The following is a 20027-nucleotide window of genomic DNA, read 5'->3' on the forward strand; positions in this document are numbered from 1 at the left end:
CCTGGACGGCCATCGCGCGCGCTGCCGGAGGCCGTTCCGGCACGGTCCTCCCGCCGGCGTCCGGGCCGGCTGCTGCGCGCCAACATAGCGCCTGCCGGCACGCGCCGGCAACGAAGCAAATCGCGCTTGCATATGCGCGGTGCGCCGCGCCCGGGCGCATATCGATATCCGCAATGCTTCCTTCGTGGCAGGGCCCGGCGGCACTAGCATCGCCCCTCCTGCATCTGCTTTTTCTTGCTCGCCACCATGCCACGCTCCCCCTCCCTGCCCCGCCGTGCCGCCGCGCTGCTCGCGCTCTCCCTGCTGACCCTGGGCACCGCCCGTGCCGACGCCACCCTCGACCGCATCAAGCAGCGCGGCAAGGTGGTCATCGGCGTCGGCGCCAGCGGCGGCCCGTTCGGCTCGGTCGACCCCGCCACCCAGCAACTGGTCGGCTGGAACCCGGAACTGGCGCGTGACCTGGCCAGGCGGCTGGGCGTGGAGGCGGAACTGGTGCAGGTCCAGCCCTCCAACCGCGTGCAGTTCCTGCAGGCCGGCAAGGTCGACCTGCTGATCGCCTCGATGGAATACAACCCCGAGCGCGGCGAGCTGCTCGGCTACGCGCCCACGCCCTTCTACCGCGTCGGCGGCACCGCGGCCGTCCTCAAGCGCAGCGGCATCCACCAGTGGGAAGACCTGCGCGGCAAGACCGTGTGCGCATCCCAGGGCAGCAGCTATATCAAGCCGCTGCAGGAGCAGTACGGTGCCAGCGTGCGCGGGTACAAGACCGCCGCCGAATCGCTGCTGGCCCTGCGCGGCGGCCAGTGCGTCGCAGCCGTGCACGACGCCACGCTGATCCACCCGCAACTGCGCGGCAATCCCGAGTGGGCCGACTACGCAGCGCCAATCCCCAGCGAGATCCTGCCGGCGCCCTCGGTAGTGTGGACCCGCAAGGGCGAGGCCGACACCATCGCCGCGGTCGACAAGATCGTGCGGGAATGGCACCGCAGCGGCTGGCTGATCGCCACCGAGAAACGCCTGGGCATCGCGCCGCCGCAGCCCCTGCTGCCCGAACTGCAGGCCCGCTTCAAGCAGTCCTCCTAATTCGCGTCCGCCTGCATGTCCGCCTGCACGTCCGCTGACGCCTGCCGCGCCGTCCACGCCGGCAGGCCGCCTCACCCCGCAGCCATGACCGCCTCCCGTTTTCTTTCGCCCCTTCTCTGCGCCGCGCTGGCGCTCTGCGCCGGCGCGGCCCATGCCGACGCCACCCTCGACAAGATCAAGCAGCGCGGCAAGCTCTCGGTCGGCATCGACGGCGCCAGCCCGCCTTTCGGCCAGCTCGACACCGCCACCGGCAAGACCGGCGGCTACCAGACCGAGCTCGCCGCCGACCTCGCGCGCCGCCTCGGCGTGACGCTGGAAACCGTGCCCGTCACGGCCTCCACGCGCGTGCAGTTCCTGCAGGCCGGCAAGGTCGACCTGCTGGTGGCCAATATCCAGTGGACGCAGGAACGCAGCGAGATCCTCGACTTCGCGCCGACCCCCTACGACCTGGTCGGCGGTGCTGCCGTGGTGTCCAGGCGCAGCGGCATCCGGCGCTGGGAAGACCTGCGCGGCAAGGTCGCCTGCGTCTCCCAGGGCAGCAATTTCGCCCGTCCGCTGGCCGAGCGCTACGGCGCCATCGTCAAGGGCCTGCGCGGCATTCCGGAATCGCTGCTGGCGCTCAAGGGCGGCACCTGCGCGGCCTCGGTCCATATCCAGCCTGCCCTGTACCACACCCTGCACGGCCCCAGCGCCGAGGAATGGAAGGACTTCACGCTGGCCACCGAGGAACAGCTGATCCCCTCGCCGACCGTGGTCTGGACCCGCCGCGGCGAGAAAGACACCGTGGCTTTCGTCGACCAGGCGATCCGCGACTGGCACCGCTCGGGCTTCCTGCTCGCCACCGCGCGCAAGTCCGGCGTGCCCGACGGCGCCTACATCAAGCCGGCCAATGCACGGGCGCAGCAGGGCAGGTACGACACCGCGCCCGCTGACTTCGCCGTCTTCACCGAGGGCAAGAAGCCATGACGCGCCAGGACACCTGAAGCATGACGATGGAAGAACTGCTTCCCAGCCTGCGCCACGCGCTCGGCGCAGCGCATGTGCTGACCGCGCCGGAGGATACCGCCGGCTACCTGACCGACCGCCACGGCCGCCTGCACGGGCGCGCGCTGGCCGTGGTCCGTCCCGCCGACACAGCCCAGGTCGCCGCCGTGGTGCGCCTGTGCCGCGCGCATCGCGCGCCGATAGTGCCACAGGGCGGCAATACCGGCCTGGTCGGCGGCGCCACGCCGGATGCCAGCGGGCACGCGGTGCTGCTGTCACTGGGCCGCCTGAACCGCATCCGCGCGGTCGATACCGACAACGACACCATCACCGCCGAGGCCGGCGTCGTGCTGGCCCGGCTGCAGGAAGCGGCACGCGAGGCCGGGCGGCTGTTCCCGCTCAGCCTCGGCTCCGAGGGCAGCTGCACGGTCGGGGGCAATCTCGGCACCAATGCCGGCGGCACCCAGGTGCTGCGCTATGGCAATACGCGCGAGCTGGCGCTGGGCCTGGAAGTGGTCACCGCCGACGGCGAGATCTGGGACGGCTTGCGTGGCCTGCGCAAGGACAATACCGGCTATGCCCTGCGCGACCTGTTCATCGGCAGCGAAGGCACGCTGGGCATCATCACGGCAGCCACGCTCAAGCTCTACCCACAGCCCGCGCTCCAGCTCACCGCGCTGCTGGCCTTCCCCGCCATCGGCGACACCATCGGCTTCCTGTCGCGGGCGCGCGCCGGCTTCGGCGCCGCGCTGACCGCCTTCGAGCTGATCTCCGACACCGCGCTGGGCCTGGTCGCCCGGCACGTGCCCGAGCAAGCCATCCCGCTCGATGCCACGCAGCCGTGGTACGCCTTGCTGGAGCTGTCCGACAGCGAAGGCGAGGCGCACGCGCGTGCGCGCTTCGAGGCGGTGGTCGGGCAGGCCATCGAGGATGGCCTGGTGGCCGATGCCGCCATCGCCGCCAGCGTGGCGCAGAGCCAGTCGCTGTGGCGCCTGCGCGACCAGGCGCTGGGTGTGGCCCAGCAGCGCGACGGCGGCAACCTCAAGCACGATATCTCGGTGCCTGTCTCGCGCATCCCCGCCTTCCTGCAAGCCACCGCCACCGCGCTGCAGGCCGCCTTCCCCGGCGTGCGCCCGGTCGCCTTCGGCCACCTGGGCGACGGCAACCTGCACTACAACGTCTCGCACGCCCTCGCCTCCACCCCGGCCGCGCTGTTCGCCGACGAGACCGCCATCCATCGCCTGGTGCATGACAGCGTGCATGCGCACGGCGGCTCGATCAGCGCCGAGCACGGCCTCGGCCAGCTCAAGCGCAACGAACTGCCGCGCTACAAGAGCGCGGTCGAACTCGACCTGATGCGACGGCTGAAGCAGGCCTTCGACCCGCTCGGCCTGCTCAACCCCGGCAAGGTGCTGCCGGAGTCCCAACCCGACACCTCGACACCATGACCTTCCCGCTTTCCCAACGCGCACGCCGGGTGCGCCTGTCGCCGATCGCCGCGGCCGGCCAGCGCGCCGCCGCCCTCGCCGGCGCAGGCCGCGACGTCCTGGCCCTGACCGCCGGCGAACCCGAGTTCGATACTCCCGAAGCCATCAAGCAGGCCGCGGTGGCAGCGCTGGCGCGGGGCGAGACCAGGTACACGCCCACCGCCGGCACCGCCGCGCTGCGCCGCGCCATCGCCAACCGCTATGCGCGCGAGCCCGGCCTGGCCGTCACGCCCGCCGAGGTCTTCGTTTCCAATGGCGGCAAGCAGGTCATCTACAGCGCCTTCGCCGCCACCCTGGATGCCGGCGACGAGGTCCTGCTGCCGGCCCCCTACTGGCCGTCCTTCCCCGACATCGTACGCATCAACGACGGCTCGCCGGTGATCGTGCCCTGCGACGAGCGCAGCGGCTTCAAGCTCGACGCCGCCCGCCTGGAGTCCGCCATCACGCCGCGCACGCGCTGGCTCGTGCTGAACACGCCCGCCAACCCGACCGGCGCCGTCTACGGCAGCGAGGAGCTGGCCGCACTGGCGGCGGTGCTGCGCCGCCACCCGCAGGTGCTGGTGCTGCTCGACGAGATCTACGAGCAGATCCGCTTCGTCGCGGCGGGCCCGCACTGGCTGCAGGTAGCGCCCGACCTGCGCGAGCGCACGCTGCTGGTCAACGGCGCGTCCAAGACCTATGCCATGACCGGCTGGCGCATCGGCTGGGGCATCGCCCCCGCCGAACTGGTGCAGGCCATGACCGCGATCCAGTCGCAGGTGTCGTCCGGCGCCAGCGCCCTGGGCCAGGCCGCCACGGCGGCCGCGCTGGAGGCCACCGACCAGGCCTTCGTGGTCCAGGCGCGGGAGGCCTACGCGCGCCGCGCCGCACTGACCGCGCAAGCCATCAACGCCATCCCCGGCCTGCGGCTGCTGGCCCCGCAGGGGGCGTTCTTCGCCTATGTGAACTGCGCCGGCCTGATCGGCAAGGTGCGCCCGGACGGGCGCCCGCTGGCCAGCGATGGCGATGTCGTCGAATGGCTGCTCGACAGCGAGGGCGTGGCCGTGGTCGACGGCGGCGCCTATGGTTTGTCGCCCTACTTCCGCCTGTCCTTCGCCGTCGCCGACGCGGTGCTGGAGCAAGCGCTGCGCCGCATCGCGCGCGCGGTCGCGGCGCTCTCGTCCCCGGCGAATGCAGCGGATGCGGCGGGCACGGTCGATGCGGACGCGCTCACCGCGCCGCTACCGCAGGAGGCCGCCGCATGATCGACCAGTGGCTGGCCACCGCCGTCGCGGCGCTCAAGCCGCTGGGGCTCAACTACGCCTTCGTGCTCGACGCCGGCGAACGCTCGGCCTTCCTGCATGGCCTGGTGGTGACATTGCAGCTCTGCCTGCTAACCATTCCCTGCAGCCTGCTGGCCGGCGTCGCACTCGCGGCGATGCTGACCTCCGGCCGCGCCGCGCTGTCCCGCCCGGCGCGTGCCTTCGTCGAGCTGACGCGCAACACGCCGACCCTGGTGCAGCTCTACTGCGCCTTCCTGGTGTTGAACATGCTGATCACCCAGCATCTCAACGGGCACGGCAGCAGCAATCCACTCACGCCCTTCTTCTGGGTGGTCGCGGTGGTGGCCCTGCACAAGGCCGTGTTCCACGCCGAAGCGCTGCGGGCCGGCATCGAGGCGGTGCCGCGCGTCATGCTGGAGGCGGGGCGCTCGCTCGGCTTCTCGCGCCGCCAGCTGCTGCTGCGGGTGGAACTGCCGCTGGCGCTGCGCTTCGCCCTGCCCGCGCTGGTCAACAACCTGGTCGACCTGGTCAAGATGACCGCCGTGGCCTCCGCCATCGCGGTCGGCGACGTGACCTACGAATCGATCATGATCTGGACGCAGCGCGACAACGTGCTCGAGCTGCTGCTGCTGATCCTGGCCTGGTTCGGCCTGCTGACCTGGGTGGTCAGCCGCGCCGGCCGCTGGCTGGAACAACACCTGAGGATGCCCGGCTATGGCCAGTGATTCCCTTGCCCAGGCGCCCGCACGACAGGCCCGGCCGCGCGCGCTGCGCCTGCTGCGCGATCCCTGGATGCCGTTCCTGGCCGTGGCCGCGGCGCTCGTGCTGTACTGGAACGCGAGCGGCAGCGCGCCGGCGGCCCTGCGCCATCTGTGGACGTGGACGCCGGCGCTGCTGCGCGGCCTGTGGGCCAACATCGAGATCAGCGTGCTGGCCATGGCGCTCGGCACCGCGGCCGGCCTGCTGATCGGCGCGCTGTCGCTGTCGGCCAACCCGCTGCTGCGCGGCGCCACGCGCGCCTGGGTGCAGGCCTTCCGCAACGCGCCGGTGCTGGTGCTGGTCTATTTCACCACCTACGTGTTTCCCTTCGAGCTGCACCTGGTGCAGTGGACACTGCCCTTCCCCGACTGGATCAAGGTCGTGCTGGGCCTGGCCCTGCCGGCCAGCGCCAACGTCGCCGAGATCTTCCGCGGCGCCATCCTGTCGATCCCGAGCGCGCAATGGGAGGCCGCCCACTCGCTGGCCTTCCGGCGCAGCCAGATCTTCCGCCTGATCGTGCTGCCGCAATGCCTGCGGCGCATGCTGCCGCCGTGGATGAACCTGTACGCCAGCATCACCATGAGCACCTCGCTGGCCTCGCTGGTCGGCGTCCACGACGTGGTCGACACCGCCCAGGTCGCCAGCAACACGGTGGCGCGCACCGACTTCACGGTGCTGGTCTATTTCACGCTGCTGGCCCTTTTCTTCGCCTATTGCTATCCCATCGCGCGCGCCACGCGCGCCCTGGAACGCCGCCATGAACGCCACTGAATCCTTCCTGCGCCGCGAGCCCGGCGCCACCGAGGCCGCGCCGCTGGTGCGGCTGCAGGACGTCCACCTGCGCTTCGGCGCCAATGAAGTGCTCAAGGGCATCGACCTCGAGGTCAAGCGCGGCGAGGCCGTCACCATCATCGGCCCCTCCGGCTCGGGCAAGAGCACCATCCTGCGCTGCATCACCGGCCTGCTGCGCCCGCAGCAAGGCCATATCGGCGTGGGCGGGACCGCGGTCGAAAGCCTGCGCGGCGAGGACGAGCTGATCGCGCTGCGCAAGCGCGTGGGCTTCGTCTTCCAGCAGTACAACCTGTTCCCGCACCTGACCGTGCTGGAGAACCTGGTGATCGCGCCGACCCGCGTGATCGGCCGGCCGCGCGCCGATGCCGAACGCGAAGCCCATGCCCTGCTGGCGCGGGTGCGGCTGGCCGACAAGGCGCGCGCCTATCCCGGCGAGCTGTCGGGCGGCCAGCAGCAGCGCGTGGCCATCGCCCGCGCCCTGGCGATGCGGCCCGAGCTGATCCTGTTCGACGAGGTCACCTCGGCGCTGGATCCGGAGACCGTGGGCGAGGTGCTGACGGTGATCCGCGAACTGGTCGAGGATGGCATGACCTGCGTGCTGGTCACGCACGAAATGCGCTTCGCCGCGGAGATCAGCGACCATATCTACTTCACCGAGGCCGGCCGCATCGTCGAACACGGGCCGGCGGCGCAGATCTTCGGCCAGCCGACGCAGGAGCGCACCCGTGCCTTCCTGCGCCGCGCGCTCGGTGCGGTGCCGCGCCTGCCGCCGGAGTTCGACGCCGCCTTCGCCCCGGTGCCGGCGGCTGCACCCGCCGCACCTGCCGCCTCTACCGGATCCACGGCTTCCACCGCTTCCACCGCCTCCCTTCCCCGCTGACGGAGTCATCGAACATGAGCCTCACCGCATCTTCCGACCGCCTGGCCGCCCGCCGCGCCGCGGTCGCCACCGCCCTGGCCGACATCCGCGCGCTCGCCGCCGGCACGCCGGACCGCGCCGCCCTGGATGCCATCGCCACGCGCCTGCAGGCATTGGCCAGCCAGCGCGAGCTGTTCCCGCGCGAGGATTTCCCGCCGCCGGCCGATACCGCCAGCGGCGCCTCGACGCGCTACTGGCTGAACGGCGACGGCAACACCGGCGACGGCATCGCCCTGTACCTGAACTCGATCCGCCCGGGCAAGACCACCATCCCGCACAACCATGACACCTGGGCCGTGATCGTGGCCATCGAAGGCCAGGAGTTCAACCGCGTCTACCGCCGCACCGACGACCGCAGCAACCCTGCCTTCGCCAGTCTCGAGCTGGTGCGCGAACAGACCGTGGAAGCGGGCGCGCCGATCGCCTTCCTGGCCGACGACATCCACAGCATCCACGTGGCGGGCGACACCCCCACGCTGCATTTCCATTGCTACGGCCGGCCGCTGGAGGCCTTGACCGGCCGCTACGGCGTGCGCCTGGAGAGCGGTGAGGTGGTGAACTACAACGCCACCCAGATGCAACCGAGCCAGGTGGCGGCATGAGCGCGCCCGGCCATCACAGCGACCGCGCCGCCACCCGGCTGCTGCACGCCGGCGCGCCGGCGCTGCGCGACGGCGCCGGCCCGGTCAACGTGCCGGTGGTGCGCACCAGCACCGTGCGCTTCGCCAGCCAGCAGGAGCTGGACGCACGCCACCACCGCCGCGCGGCCGGCGAGCGCATCGCCACCTACGGCCGCCACGGGCTGGACACCCACCAGGCGCTGGAAGACGCGCTGACCACGCTGGAAGGCGGCCATCGCGCCTTCCTCGCGCCGTCCGGGCTGTCGGCCATCACGCTGGTGCTGCTGGGCCTGCTGGGACCGGGCGACCACGCCCTGGTCTCGGACAGCGTCTACGCACCGGTGCGGCGCGTGGATAAGACCCTGCTGCAGCGGCTGGGCATCACGCTGGAATACTTCTCCCCGGCGCATGACGACCTCGACGCGCGCATCCGTCCCGAAACCCGCCTGGTCTACCTGGAGTCGCCCAGCTCGCTGCTGTTCGAGGTGCTGGACCTGCCGCGGCTGACGGCCATCGCGCGCGCCCGCGGCGTGCCGGTCGCGGTCGACAATACCTGGAGCGGCGGCTGGTTCCTGCAGCCGCTGCGCCTCGGCGCCAACCTCTCGATCCAGGCCTCGACCAAGTACATCGCCGGACATTCCGACGTGATGCAGGGTGCGGTGGTGGTCGACAGCCCGGCGCTGGCCGAGCGCATCGCCAGCGCCCACGAAGCGCTCGGCCTGACGGTCGGCGCGGACGACGCCTACCTGGCGCTGCGCGGCCTGCGCACGCTGCCGGTACGGCTGGCCCAGCATGAGCGCAACGCCACCGAGGTCGCGCAGTGGCTGCAGGCGCATCCCCAGGTCGGCCGGGTGTTCTATCCGGCCCTGCCCGAGGATCCGGGCCATGCGCTGTGGCGGCGCGACTTCAGCGGCGCCAGTGGCCTGGTCTCGTTCGCCTTGCGCGGCGGCGACGCCAGCCGCGCGGCGGCCTTCGTCGATGCCCTGCGCCTGTTTGCCCTGGGCGCCTCCTGGGGCGGCTACGAAAGCCTGGCCCTGATCGCCGCGCCGGAGCGGCTGCGCGAGCATCGCAGCTGGCAAGGCGACGCCCCGGTGATACGGCTGCACATCGGCCTGGAAGACCCGCGCGACCTGCTGGCCGACCTCGACCAGGCCTTTCACCTGACCCTTGCCTGAGGACGGCGGCATGAGCGACCCTGCCAACAACGATCCCGACCAGGCCGCGCGCGAAGCCCTGCGCCTGCTCGGTCCCGCGCCGGAAAACTGGGTGCCGCAGCGCGCCGGCTTCGACCACAACGTGCTCGTCGTCGGCGGCGGCCAGGGCGGCAGCGCCTTTGCGTTCGCCTTGCGTCGTGCCGGCATCGGCGGCGTCGCGGTGATCGACGCCGCGCCGGATGCCTCGCAGGCGGGCGTCTGGCTGACGCGCGCGCGCATGCATCAGCTGCGCACCGTAAAGAACCTGGTAGGCCCCGAGCTCGGCCACACCGCGCTCGGCTTCCAGAGCTGGTACGAAGCCCGCCACGGCCAGGCGGCCTATGCCGGCCTGGACCGCATTGCCCGCACCGACTGGGCCGGCTACCTGGCCTGGTTCCGCCGCTTCCTCGGCATCGAGGTGCGCTATGGCACTCGCCTGCTCGGCATCGCGCCGGTCGAGGGCGGCGAGGTGCCCGGGCTTGCGCTGCAGATCGAGGCCGGCGGCGTGGTGCGCACCGAAACCACGCGCAAGCTGATCCTGGCCAACGGCGTGGCCGGCAACGGCGCACCGCTGGTGCCGGCCTGGCTGCGGCCGGCGGTGGCGGCGGGACTGGCGGCCCACACCGCCGACCCCATCGATTTCTCCGCGCTGGCCGGCAAGACCGTGGCCGTGATCGGCGCGGCGGCCTCCGCCTTCGACGCTGCCGCGGTAGCGCTGGAAGCCGGCGCGCAAGCGGTGCACCTGTTCGCCCGCCGCGACCACCTCGCCGCCCGTGCCGTGGCCAAGCCGCGCGGCTATGCCGGCTTCTACGACCACTTCCCGGCGCTGCCGGACGCGCATCGCTGGCACCATGCCTGGCGCTACCGCCGCGCCGGCTCCACCCCGCCCGCCGACGCGGTCAAGCGCGTGCTGGCCCATGCCGGCTTCCACCTGCATCTCGGCGCGCCCTGGGAGACCGCCCGCATCGAGGACAGGCGCGTGCTGGCGGACGTCAACGGCCGTGCCTTCGGTTTCGACTTCGTCATCGCCGGCACCGGCTACAGCAGCGATCCGGCCCAGCGGCCCGAACTGGCGGCCATCGCGCCGCTGATCGCACGCTGGCGCGACCGCTATACGCCGCCGGCCGCGGAGCATGACGACGCGCTGGGCGCCTCGCCCTACCTGGGCAGCGGCCTGGAGTACTGCGAGAAGACGCCCGGCTCGGCGCCGTGGCTGAGCGCCATCCATGTGTTCAACCCGGCCGGCTATGCCAGCGTGGGCGCCCCCCTGGGCGACATCCCCAGCATGCGGCGCGACATCCCCGCCATCGTGCACCGCATCGGCCGGGACCTGTTCCTGGCCGACCTGGACCTGCACGAAGCGCGGGCGCGGGTCGAGGTGGCGCCGGACTTCGGTCCCGAGCTGTACGCCAACGCCGTCTGGCGCGCGTAGGGGTCGACAGGCACGGCCAGGCAAGCTCCCTCGCACCGCGGCCCACGCGGTGCGAGGCGCTTACTTGCCGCCGTACTGCCGGTGCAGCTGCGCCAGCAACGGCGAGCGCGGCACCAGTTCGAGCCGCGCCTCCAGGCCGAGCAGCCAGCCGGAACCGTGCAGGCGCTGCAGGATACGGTCCACGCTGGCCACGGTGTCCTTCTCGCCCTTGCGCACCCAGGCCACCTGGGGCGCCGGATCGACCTCGTCGGGCAGCACGGCGTAGTCGCGCCATTCCGGGTCGTGCGCCACCAGCTGGTTCAGGGTCAGGCTTTCATGCACCGCCGCCACGCAGGACGCGCCGCCGCGCAATGCCAGCAGCGATTCGGACATGCCCTTGAAACCCTTGACCTCCCCCCCGTAGACCGACGCCACCGGCTTGGCATAGCTGCTGCCCTGCGACAGGCAGACCGCCTTGCCGCGCAGATCTTCCCAGCGGCGTATGCCGCTGCGCTTGAGGAAGATCGCGGTGCCGCCGTTGCGGTAGTACGGGGTCGGCACGTAGTCCAGCAGCGCGGCCCGCTCCGGGGTCAGCAGCATGCTCGCCACCAGCAGGTCGACCTTGCCTTGCTGCAGGAACTGCACGCGGTTGGTCGGCAGCACCGGCACCAGGTCGGCCTGCACCCCGAGCTCGCTGGCCAGCTTGCGCGCCAGCTCCGGATTGAAGCCGACCGGCTGGCCGGTGGCCGGATCGATCGAGCCGAAGGCGCTGTTACCGTTGACGATGACGCCGATGCTGATGCGCCCGCGCGCGTGGATCCGCTCCAGCGTGGCATCGGCCTGCGCCGAAGGTGCGGCGGCCAGCCAGGCCAGGGGAAGCACGGCATGCAAGGCTCGCGCGGCGAGGCCGCGTGGCCCGGGAAGTCTGCTCATGGGAAAGTCCGTCGGAAGGGATGGGATACCGCGCCGGCAAGGGCCCCAGGTCCTGCCGGCGCGGCGTGCGCAACGCGTTGGCCGTTGGTGACAGGGGCGTTGGTTACAAGGGCGTTGGCTACAGGTCGTCGGCAAGCTGGTACAGGCAGTCTCCGCGCTCGGTCAGCGCCGGCACGCGGCGGCACACCACGATGCCCCCGGCGGCGAAGCGCACCAGCGCGGGCTCGCGCTCCGGAAGGTCCGGCGCATGCAGGCGGGCGGCTGGCTGCCCGGCCTCGACGCGTTCGCCCAGGCGGACCAGCGGCTCGAAGATGCCGTCGTCGCGGGCGTAGACGTAGTGCTGTGCCCGGTCCACGCGCAGCAGCCGCGTCTCGCCCGGCGGCGCCGCCGGCACCAGCGCGCCCTGCAGCACGCCGAGGTGGCCCAGCAGATGCAGCAGGCCATGCCAGGCCGTGGCCAGGACTCCGGCGTCCACGCTGCCGGCTCCGCCCAGTTCCGTGAGCAAGCCGAGCACCCCGTGGCGGCGCGCGGCGGCCAGCAGGCCGACCGGATTGGGACTGTCGTTGACAAAGCCGAGCGGCAGGCCGAAGGCCCGGATCGCCTCCAGCACGCGCTGCTGGCGCGCCGGATCGGGATCGCGCTGCGCGAACAGGGTGGCGCCGTGATACTGCAGCGAGCTGCCGCCCGAGTGCAGGTCGATCACCACTTGCACGCGCGGCAGCAGCGCCCGCTCGATGTAGTCGGCGATCACCTGCGTGGGCGTGCCGCGCGGGTCGCCCGGAAAGCTGCGGTTCAGGTTGCCGCCATCCAGCGGCGAGGTGCGCAGGCCGGCCCGGGCGGCCGGATAGTTGGCCATCGGCAGCAGGATCAGGCGGCCGCGTACGGCGGCCGGCGCCAGTTCGCGGATCAGGCGTGCGACCAGGATCTGCCCTTCGTACTCGTCGCCGTGGTTGCCGGCCATCACCAGCACAGCCGGCCCGTCGCCGTCGCCGATGGTGGCGACCGGGATCGGCAGCCAGCCATAGGCGGAACGGTGCGACGAGTGCGGCAGGCGCAGGTAGCCCACCTGCTTGCCGCTCGCGCGGTCGAAGTCGATCTCGCTCTGCACCGGCGAGGCGATCGCCGCCTTGTGTTCCACCGCCATCGCTCAGTCAGCCAGCAGGCGGATGCCGATATCCCCCTCCCGCTCGAGTTGGGCGACCAGGCCCACCTCCCAGTCCAGGTAGGTCTGGAAGCCGGCATCGCGCAAGGCCACGTCGGCATGCAGGTAAGGGCTGTACCAGTGGTCATCGTCGCCGGTCAGCACGCCCTTGCCCCCGTTTTCGACGGGCAGGCCGGCGGCCACCCAGGCATTGGTGCCGCCCGCCAGCGCACGCACGTCGCGGCCGCTGCGCGCCGCCAGCTCGGCGGCGACGACACGCGCCAGCACGCCATCCGATGAGGTCAGCAACACCGCCTGCCCGGCCGGCAGGTCGGCCGTCAGGGCCTCCAGCCGGTCCGGCACGGCGAACCAGGCGCCGGCCACGTGGCGTTTTTCGTAGGCCGCGCGGCGTTCGACGTCGTAGAGGCGCGCGGCGCCGGACTTGAGCAGGCCCTCGGCCTGGCGCGGCGAGACCAGCGCGGCCGCTGCGCGCGACCGCAGCACGCGCAGCGGTTCAGGGCCGGTGACCACCTCGGCGTAGTCCGGCGGCGAGTAGACATAGACCTCATGCGCACCGAGTTGGGCCAGCCAGGCGCCGGTGGTCAGCGCGCGCACGCCGTCCCAGTCGGCCAGCACGATGCGCGCGCGGCGGGTGGCGGCATACTCGTCGGTGGCCTGCACCAGCTGGCCGCCCGGCGCCCAGCGCCAGCCCGGCAGGTGGCCGGCTTCGTATTCGGCGCGCGAGCGCACGTCGAAGCGGTACAGGGTGCGCGCCGCGGCCTCGGCCTCGAGGCGCGCCAGCCCGGCGGCGTCGAGGCGCCGTACGCCGGCGCGCGCGGCAACTCGCTCGGCACGCTCGCGCGCCGCGCCGAGCGCCGTCTCGCCCGGCTCCGGCAAGGGCGTATGGCGGCCGTGCGCCAGCTTGCGGCCGGCCAGCAGCCAGGCCATGGTGCCGTCCTTGAGCGAGACCACCCGGTTCGGCACGCCGGCGTCGATCAGCGTCTGGGCGCCGACGATGCTGCGGGTGCGGCCGGCGCAATTGACCACCACCAGGGTCTCCGGCCGCGGTGCCAGCTCGCCGATGCGGTAGACCAGCTCCGCGCCCGGCAGGCTGTGCGCGAACGGCAGGCTGAAATCGGCGAATTCCTCGGTGGTGCGGCTGTCGACCACCACGATGTCCTCGCCGCCTTCGACGAGCCGGTGCAGTTCCTCGGTATCGATCCAGGGCGTGCCGCGCTCGTGCTCGATCACTTCGCCGAAGGCCTTGCTGGGCACGTTGCTGCCGCTGAAGATCTCATAGCCGGCCTCGGCCCAGCCGGCGCTGCCGCCTGCCAGCACGGAGACGTTGCCCCAGCCCAGGCGCACCAGCTTGGCCGCCGCTTCATGCGCCAGCCGGTCGTGCTCCGCGCCGCCGTCGGTCAGCACGATGCGGGCATCGCGCCGCGGCACCAGGCGATCGATCAGCAGCTCCAGCCGCCACAACGGCGCGGAGGCCGCCAGCAGCAGGTGGCCGCGGATAAAGACACCGGTCTCGCGCACGTCCAGCAGCGCGATCTCCTCACCGTCGGCCAGCGCCGCCTTCAGCGCGGCGGGCGCGATCACCGCATGGGCGATGCGCTTGGGCGGGCCGAAATGCCGGTAGCTGCCGCCCTCGGCGCTCTCGAACACCACGCGCCGCGCCAGCCGGTCCAGCGCCAGGCCGTAGAAATGCAGATGCAGGCCGGCCTCGCCGCCGATCAGCTCGATGGTGTGCACATCGTCGCCCAGCAGGGTGACCGACGTGCCCGGCACGACCTCGCTGCGGCCGGTCTCGACCAGCTTGTCGCGCGCGGGGTCCTCGGTGCGCTCGCGACGGTAGAAGACATTGCGTTCGTTGCCGGCGATGCCGGCGATGATGGCCCAGGTGGTGTGGTCGTGCGGCGGCTGCGCCTTGCCCGGCTGTCCGGCCGAGACGTAGAGCGCATAGCGTCCATCGACGTCCTCGGCCAGCCGGTAGACCTGGGCCGGATTGTCGGCGGACACGGGGAAATGCTCGGCCGGAAACAGCTCGCGCTGCAGGCCGAGGCGCTCCAGCGCCTGCGCCACCGGCTGCAGGCTGGCGCGGTCGGCCGGCGCGGCCTCGAGCAGGCGCTTGGCTTCGGCAAGGAAGGCGGCCACGGCCGCATGGCGCCGGCTGGCCACATCATGGCCGGCCGACAGTGCGAGAGGAGGAATGGGAGCGTTCATGCGACGACTCTAGCAGCGGCCCCGCCGGCGACCAACGAAGGGATTCGAGTAACCTCATGCGCACGCTACGGCAGGGCGATGACTGGTGCTATGCTGCCGGAGACCTTCCGTGACAGCCCGCCGCACCGCCCGCGCCGCCCCTCGCGCGGCATGGCCCAGGGCGGGCGGCGGCGGCAGGAGCGACAAGAACGGCATAGCAACGCCCGCGATACGAGCCCGCCCCGGCATGCGGGCCGACCCCACAGACAAGGAGACGGCGCACATGGCATACATCTACTACCTGACCCATATCCACCTGGACTTCGGCACGGTCAGCCTGCTCCAGTCCGAATGCGAACGGATCGGCATCACCCGGCCGCTGCTGGTCACCGACCGGGGCGTGGTCGCGGCGGGTGTGGCCGCACAGGCCCTCGACGCGCTGGCCGGGCTGCCGGTGGCGGTCTTCGACGAGACCCCGTCCAATCCGACCGAGGCCATGGTGCGCAAGGCCACCGAGCAGTACAAGGCGGCCGGCTGCAATGGCCTGGTGGCGGTCGGCGGTGGTTCGTCGATCGACCTGGCCAAAGGCATCGCCATCCTGGCCACCCACCCCGGCGAACTGACCACCTACGCGACCATCGAGGGCGGCAGCGCCAAGATCACCGAACGCGCCGCGCCCCTGATCGCGGTGCCGACCACGGCCGGGACCGGCAGCGAGGTGGCGCGCGGCGCCATCATCATCCTCGACGACGGCCGCAAGCTCGGCTTCCATTCCTGGCATCTGCTGCCCAGGTCCGCCATCTGCGACCCGGGCCTGACGCTGGGCCTGCCGGCCGGCCTGACCGCCGCCACCGGCATGGACGCCATCGCGCACTGCATCGAAACCTTCCTTGCGCCGGCCTTCAACCCGCCCGCCGACGGCATCGCGCTGGACGGCCTGGAGCGCGGCTGGGCCCATATCGAGCGCGCCACGCGCGACGGTGCCGACCGCGAGGCGCGCCTCAATATGATGAGCGCCTCGATGCAGGGCGCAATGGCGTTCCAGAAGGGCCTGGGCTGCGTGCACTCCCTGTCGCATCCGCTCGGCGGCCTGAAGATCGACGGCCGCACCGGCCTGCATCACGGCACCCTCAACGCGGTGGTGATGCCGGCGGTACTGCGCTTCAACGCGGACGCGCCGAGCGTGGTGCGCGAGCAGCGCTTCGCGCGCCTGCGCCGTGCCATGCACCTCCCCGCCGATGCCGACGTGGCGCAGGCCGTGCATGATATGACGGCCCGCCTGGGCCTGCCCACCGGCCTGGCGCAGATGGGCGTGACGGCGGCGATGTTCGACCAGGTGATCGCCGGTGCGCTGGCTGACCACTGCCACAAGACCAATCCGAAAACGGCCAGCGCCGACGACTACCGGCATATGCTCGAGGCATCGATGTAGTACATCGATGCAGTGCGCCGCCGCCGCGGTGCGACCGCCGGCGACCGAGCGACCCATCCAGAGACAGGGAGACCGCGTGATGCCCGACTCGCGCGGCCTCACGGTCCATCCGGCGGGCGGTATCCTGGCATACGTTCAACCAGCACCTTCGCCACCAGAGCCCGATGCTCCCGCTCTGCGGCCACGGCCCCGCATAAGACATGGAGGAACTGGAGCGCCAGGGTCGTGTCGTGACCATCTGCGCGCAATTCGCGCACAAGACCGATCTGGCGGCGAATGCGTTGCCGTCCCTCGGTGATATGCCGGGTGCTCATTTCGAAATCCCGAAGCTCCGCGTTGACATCGAGCATCTGACTTCTCCCGACTGAACCCTGGGAATCAGGCTCTTGCATACTCCAAGCCCGCTCTTGATGCGGCTCGCCGCGCCCCGCGCTTCGGGCGCGCGCTTTGCTTTGATGCGCGTGATGCGCGATCAGCAGATTGCCAATTCAAGAGAAATCTCGCCGGAGCAGCAAAAGCTCCAAGTATCTGCGGTGCATATAACGAAGTACGAGCAGTGCTAACTCCACGTCTCCATCATGAAGCTTTGCTTCTCTTACGCGCCCAATCTGGTCGCGGACCCGGGTGCGCGACGCGGCGATGTTGCTGTCGAGTCTCTCCAGCCGTCTAGCCTTGGCCCATATGAGCGGCAATTGCATTCGAGGCTTCCCAGAACGATCCCCCAACTTGATTGTAGGGCAGCGCACGTAACATCGCTTGGCCGATACCGCCGCCTTTCGGACGACGTTGTCGGGAAACAGCACAGCGGTACGCCGCGGTTGCATCGCTTCGTGCCTGGCCAAGCCCCCGCCCTCTTCGGTGCGGAGGCCTGACAACGCCCTGGAGCCCTCCACGCATGCACTCGTCAGGCGGCTGCGCTCAGCACCTATACTGTTCATGTATTGGACAAATCAATACGGGAGGGAACAAGCACCTGGTGCAGAAGGAGGTGAAGGATGCCCTATGTGCGGCCCCCGCGGATGCAACAGCCGCAGTCGATGCCCGAAGCAAAAGTCCCACTACCTGGAAAAAGTATTGCTGAAACCGCTGCGCAGACTGCCTTGTTGGTCAAGAAGAGTCGTGACCTTCTTGATGGTGTACGTTCCAGAGTGAAGGAAGAAGCAATCTCCCGTCGTGCTGTCAGCGACCAACTGCGTACGGCCAACGTGGAAGGCAGTCCTCCCCTCCGTGCGCCATGCATCGAATCGCCCCCCCAGGGCGCCCCGCCGCCCGGCGACACGCCCCAGAACATGAGCAACCGTCTCCAGGCCGACGCGCCAGTGGCAACTGCAACGGCCGCATCATGAGATGTCAACTGGCTCTCAGGCCTGGGCTGGCGACAGCAATACGCGCAATACGCTGGTTATCCTCCGCTCCGGCGCCGCAGGTTCACCTGCTAGCCTGCTCCGCATCCCTTTCGGCGCCCCCGCGAGCATTCGATCCGCACTCGGCGTCGCCACCTGCTTCACCTGCTTGGCCAGGACCCGGTTCGTCACCTTGATCGGCGACTCCGGGTTCTCCTCGTTCCAGTCCTGCAGCCAGGCGGCCACGAACGTCCGCCTGTCCCCCACCGCGACAGACAGGGGCTGGTCATCGTGAAGGGCCGGGTCAGGTTGAGCACCGCCGAGGCCACGGCGGCGCGAGGGGGCGTGAGATGCCAGTCCTAGGAGTCCAGCTGCGCCAGCACAATCGGGTCGTCGTCACCCTTTCCGCCCACGTTCACGAGAACATTCCGCTTGCCGCACGAAGGGCACATGAAATGGCAACCCTGCTCATCGATCGACGGATTGGCAAGCTCAAACGACAATTCGAATCCACACTGTTTGCAGGTCCACATGGCCGTTGCTCGCTCGCTGGACCTGCCCTACAAGCCGATCAGGTTTTCGCCCTCGACCAGCCCATCGACGATGTCGCGACCCGACTGAATTGCAGCTCTCTTTGCCACACCCAGGCTTTCCCATTGTTCGGCGCGGACTTTGAAAATCCTCGCCACGGCCGTCACCGGATCGAGTCCTTCCCGGCATATCACGACAGACGCGTTGTAGGAGCGATCCGGCCGACGCTCATGCCACTCGCGCGGAGGGTCGTATCGGTAGACCAGCGGGTACAGGTCGAAACCCTTGTACGTCGAACTCGGGAACGTGTCCACGATTGGCTCCGGTTGGCATTGATAGCCCACTGTACGCCCTTCCAGTCCCGAACATCGAACTTATTTGCACACCGGGCAAGGACTGGATCGATACCGCTCAAAGGACCGTTGGAGATACACGCTTGAGCGACCCATCGGCGCCGGATGACCCACGACATCGCCAGCAAGATCCGGGCGCGTCAGGCGCAGGTACGAGAAGCCGTGCGCCGAGGGCCGCCGCGATCGCAGCGCAGCACACCAAAACGAGAGAGGGGGAAACAGTGACGCCCTTGACGCTCAAGCGCTCAAGTTAGACACTAGGCGTCAAGTTGCACAGACCATCGCATCGTCATAGACCGGAAACCCAATACAGGAGCCGACTCATGGGAATGCAAGTGGTTCACGGTGACATCACCCGCATGGAAGTCGACGCCATCGTCAACGCCGCCAACAGCGGACTGCTGGGCGGCGGCGGCGTGGACGGCGCCATCCATGGCGCGGGTGGCCCGGCCATCATGGAAGCCTGCCGCGCGATACGCGACAGCCAGGGCGGATGCCCGACCGGCGACGCGGTGATCACCACCGGCGGTCTGCTGCCGGCGCCCTACGTCATCCACGCGGTCGGACCGGTCTGGCGCGGCGGTGGCGACAACGAGGAGGAACTGCTGGCCAGCGCCTACCGCAACAGCATCCGCAGGGCAGCGGAAAAGGGCTTGCGCACCATCGCTTTCCCCAATATCAGCACAGGCATCTACGGCTTCCCGCGCGAGCGCGCGGTGGACATCGCCATTGCCGCGGTGCGCGACAGCCTGCCGCAGGCACCCTCGATCGAGCAGGTCACTTTTGTCTGCTTCGACGACGAGAACTACCAGTTGTACCGCGCGCGGCTGCTCTAGCTCTAGCTCTAGCTCTGGCTTGCCGCAGGGCCTGCGCCGCGCGGTCCCAGCGGCGCGGCGGCTTCCACCGCGGCCAAGGCGTGCAGGCGCGTGGTGTCGAACACTGGCAGCGCCACGTCGCCCGCACCGATCAACAGCGTGATCTCGGTGCAGCCCAGGATCACGCCTTGCGCGCCCTCCCCGGTCAGTTCGTCGACGATGCGCCGGAAGGCATCGCGCGACGCCGCGCGCACGGTGCCGTGGCACAGTTCTTCGTAGATGATCTCGTGCACGCGGCGGCGGCCGGCCTCGCCGGGAACCAGCACTTCGATACCGTGCCGCCCGGCCATGCGCGCCCGGTAGAAATCCTGTTCCATGGTGAAGCGGGTGCCCAGCAGGCCAACGCGGCCGATGCCGGCCGCGCGCAAGGCCTGCGCGGTCGGATCGACGATATGCAGCAGCGGAATCGACACCGCTTCCTCGATGGCCGGCGCCACGCGATGCATGGTATTGGTACACAACAGCAGGAAGTCGGCGCCGCCGGCCTGCACCTGCCGTGCCGCCTGCCGCATGCGCACGGCCAGTTCGTCCCAGCGCTGCGCGTGCTGCAGCGCATGGATCTCCTCGAAGCAGACCGTCACCATCACGCTGCGCGCATTGGCATGGCCGCCCAGCCGTGCCTTCATGCCCTGGTTGACCAGGCGGTAGTACTCCGCCGAGGATTCCCAGCTCATCCCGCCGATCAGGCCGATGGTCTTCATGCT

General features: G+C 70.5%; 19 protein-coding genes. 12 read left to right on the plus strand and 7 right to left on the minus strand.

The features are described 5' to 3' along the window. Positions 1 to 246: 246 nt before the first annotated feature. The 10 genes from BKK81_RS11065 (at position 247) to BKK81_RS11110 (ending at position 10531) form a co-directional block, all read left to right on the plus strand. Positions 247 to 1083, plus strand: coding sequence for a transporter substrate-binding domain-containing protein (locus BKK81_RS11065; RefSeq protein ID WP_071016363.1), 837 nt, complete (start codon positions 247 to 249; stop codon positions 1081 to 1083). A gap of 84 nt (positions 1084 to 1167) precedes the next feature. Beyond that, entirely contained in the window at positions 1168 to 2049 is an 882-nt protein-coding gene (locus tag BKK81_RS11070; protein ID WP_071012821.1) for a transporter substrate-binding domain-containing protein, read from the plus strand. A 20-nt stretch (positions 2050 to 2069) separates the two neighbouring features. Further along, positions 2070 to 3515, plus strand: coding sequence for an FAD-binding oxidoreductase (locus tag BKK81_RS11075; RefSeq protein WP_071012823.1), 1446 nt, complete (start codon positions 2070 to 2072; stop codon positions 3513 to 3515). Further along, complete coding sequence (locus tag BKK81_RS11080) at positions 3512 to 4798, plus strand: aminotransferase class I/II-fold pyridoxal phosphate-dependent enzyme (protein ID WP_071012825.1); 1287 nt, start codon at positions 3512 to 3514, stop codon at positions 4796 to 4798. Before BKK81_RS11075 ends, BKK81_RS11080 begins: the two co-directional genes overlap by 4 nt. Beyond that, positions 4795 to 5541 carry an amino acid ABC transporter permease gene (locus tag BKK81_RS11085; RefSeq protein ID WP_071012827.1) on the plus strand — a complete coding sequence of 249 codons (747 nt, stop codon included), beginning with the start codon at positions 4795 to 4797 and terminating at the stop codon, positions 5539 to 5541. The genes BKK81_RS11080 and BKK81_RS11085 overlap by 4 nt, the downstream gene beginning before the upstream one ends. After that, positions 5531 to 6346 carry an amino acid ABC transporter permease gene (locus tag BKK81_RS11090; protein ID WP_071012829.1) on the plus strand — a complete coding sequence of 272 codons (816 nt, stop codon included), beginning with the start codon at positions 5531 to 5533 and terminating at the stop codon, positions 6344 to 6346. Before BKK81_RS11085 ends, BKK81_RS11090 begins: the two co-directional genes overlap by 11 nt. Beyond that, the gene (locus BKK81_RS11095) at positions 6333 to 7247 is read left to right on the plus strand and encodes an amino acid ABC transporter ATP-binding protein (protein ID WP_083384065.1); all 915 of its coding nucleotides are present in this window, start codon (positions 6333 to 6335) and stop codon (positions 7245 to 7247) included. Before BKK81_RS11090 ends, BKK81_RS11095 begins: the two co-directional genes overlap by 14 nt. Before the next feature lie 14 nt (positions 7248 to 7261). Next, positions 7262 to 7888, plus strand: coding sequence for a cysteine dioxygenase family protein (locus BKK81_RS11100; protein WP_071012830.1), 627 nt, complete (start codon positions 7262 to 7264; stop codon positions 7886 to 7888). After that, on the plus strand, positions 7885 to 9081 hold the full coding sequence (gene metC / locus BKK81_RS11105) for a cystathionine beta-lyase (protein ID WP_071012832.1): 1197 nt from the start codon (positions 7885 to 7887) through the stop codon (positions 9079 to 9081). Before BKK81_RS11100 ends, metC begins: the two co-directional genes overlap by 4 nt. A gap of 10 nt (positions 9082 to 9091) precedes the next feature. Next, complete coding sequence (locus BKK81_RS11110) at positions 9092 to 10531, plus strand: FAD-dependent oxidoreductase (protein ID WP_071012834.1); 1440 nt, start codon at positions 9092 to 9094, stop codon at positions 10529 to 10531. A 60-nt stretch (positions 10532 to 10591) separates the two neighbouring features. Here BKK81_RS11110 and BKK81_RS11115 read toward each other — a convergent pair whose 3' ends face one another. From BKK81_RS11115 to BKK81_RS11125, 3 genes are all read right to left on the minus strand, one after another. After that, the gene (locus BKK81_RS11115) at positions 10592 to 11443 is read right to left on the minus strand and encodes a transporter substrate-binding domain-containing protein (protein ID WP_071012836.1); all 852 of its coding nucleotides are present in this window, start codon (positions 11441 to 11443) and stop codon (positions 10592 to 10594) included. Positions 11444 to 11561: 118 nt separating this feature from the next. Next, entirely contained in the window at positions 11562 to 12587 is a 1026-nt protein-coding gene (locus tag BKK81_RS11120; protein WP_071012838.1) for a succinylglutamate desuccinylase/aspartoacylase family protein, read from the minus strand. 3 nt (positions 12588 to 12590) lie between these two features. Then, entirely contained in the window at positions 12591 to 14810 is a 2220-nt protein-coding gene (locus BKK81_RS11125; RefSeq protein WP_071012840.1) for a rhodanese-like domain-containing protein, read from the minus strand. Positions 14811 to 15072: 262 nt separating this feature from the next. Between BKK81_RS11125 and BKK81_RS11130 the strand changes: the two genes are divergently transcribed. Continuing rightward, a complete protein-coding gene (locus tag BKK81_RS11130; protein WP_071012842.1) occupies positions 15073 to 16221 on the plus strand; it encodes an iron-containing alcohol dehydrogenase in 1149 nt (382 codons plus the stop codon). Positions 16222 to 16319: 98 nt separating this feature from the next. Here BKK81_RS11130 and BKK81_RS35350 read toward each other — a convergent pair whose 3' ends face one another. The 3 genes from BKK81_RS35350 to BKK81_RS11140 all read right to left on the minus strand — a co-directional run bounded on the left by BKK81_RS35350 (position 16320) and on the right by BKK81_RS11140 (position 18409). Continuing rightward, positions 16320 to 16571, minus strand: a complete 252-nt coding sequence (locus BKK81_RS35350; RefSeq protein ID WP_071069454.1) for a hypothetical protein — start codon at positions 16569 to 16571, stop codon at positions 16320 to 16322. Positions 16572 to 17582: 1011 nt separating this feature from the next. After that, entirely contained in the window at positions 17583 to 17810 is a 228-nt protein-coding gene (locus tag BKK81_RS11135) for a hypothetical protein (RefSeq protein ID WP_156811227.1), read from the minus strand. Between the two features lie 314 nt (positions 17811 to 18124). Continuing rightward, positions 18125 to 18409, minus strand: coding sequence for a hypothetical protein (locus BKK81_RS11140; RefSeq protein WP_071012846.1), 285 nt, complete (start codon positions 18407 to 18409; stop codon positions 18125 to 18127). A 362-nt stretch (positions 18410 to 18771) separates the two neighbouring features. Here BKK81_RS11140 and BKK81_RS11145 point away from each other — a divergent pair, with 362 nt between their 5' ends. Next, positions 18772 to 19284 (plus strand): O-acetyl-ADP-ribose deacetylase, encoded by a 513-nt coding sequence (locus tag BKK81_RS11145; protein ID WP_071012847.1) that lies wholly within the window; start codon positions 18772 to 18774, stop codon positions 19282 to 19284. A gap of 8 nt (positions 19285 to 19292) precedes the next feature. Here the strand turns inward: BKK81_RS11145 and BKK81_RS11150 are convergent, their stop codons facing one another. Beyond that, positions 19293 to 20024 (minus strand): aspartate/glutamate racemase family protein, encoded by a 732-nt coding sequence (locus BKK81_RS11150; protein WP_071012849.1) that lies wholly within the window; start codon positions 20022 to 20024, stop codon positions 19293 to 19295. Positions 20025 to 20027 lie beyond the last annotated feature (3 nt).

Origin of the sequence: Cupriavidus sp. USMAHM13 (assembly GCF_001854285.1) — a bacterium.
Classification (GTDB): Bacteria; Pseudomonadota; Gammaproteobacteria; order Burkholderiales; family Burkholderiaceae; genus Cupriavidus; species Cupriavidus malaysiensis.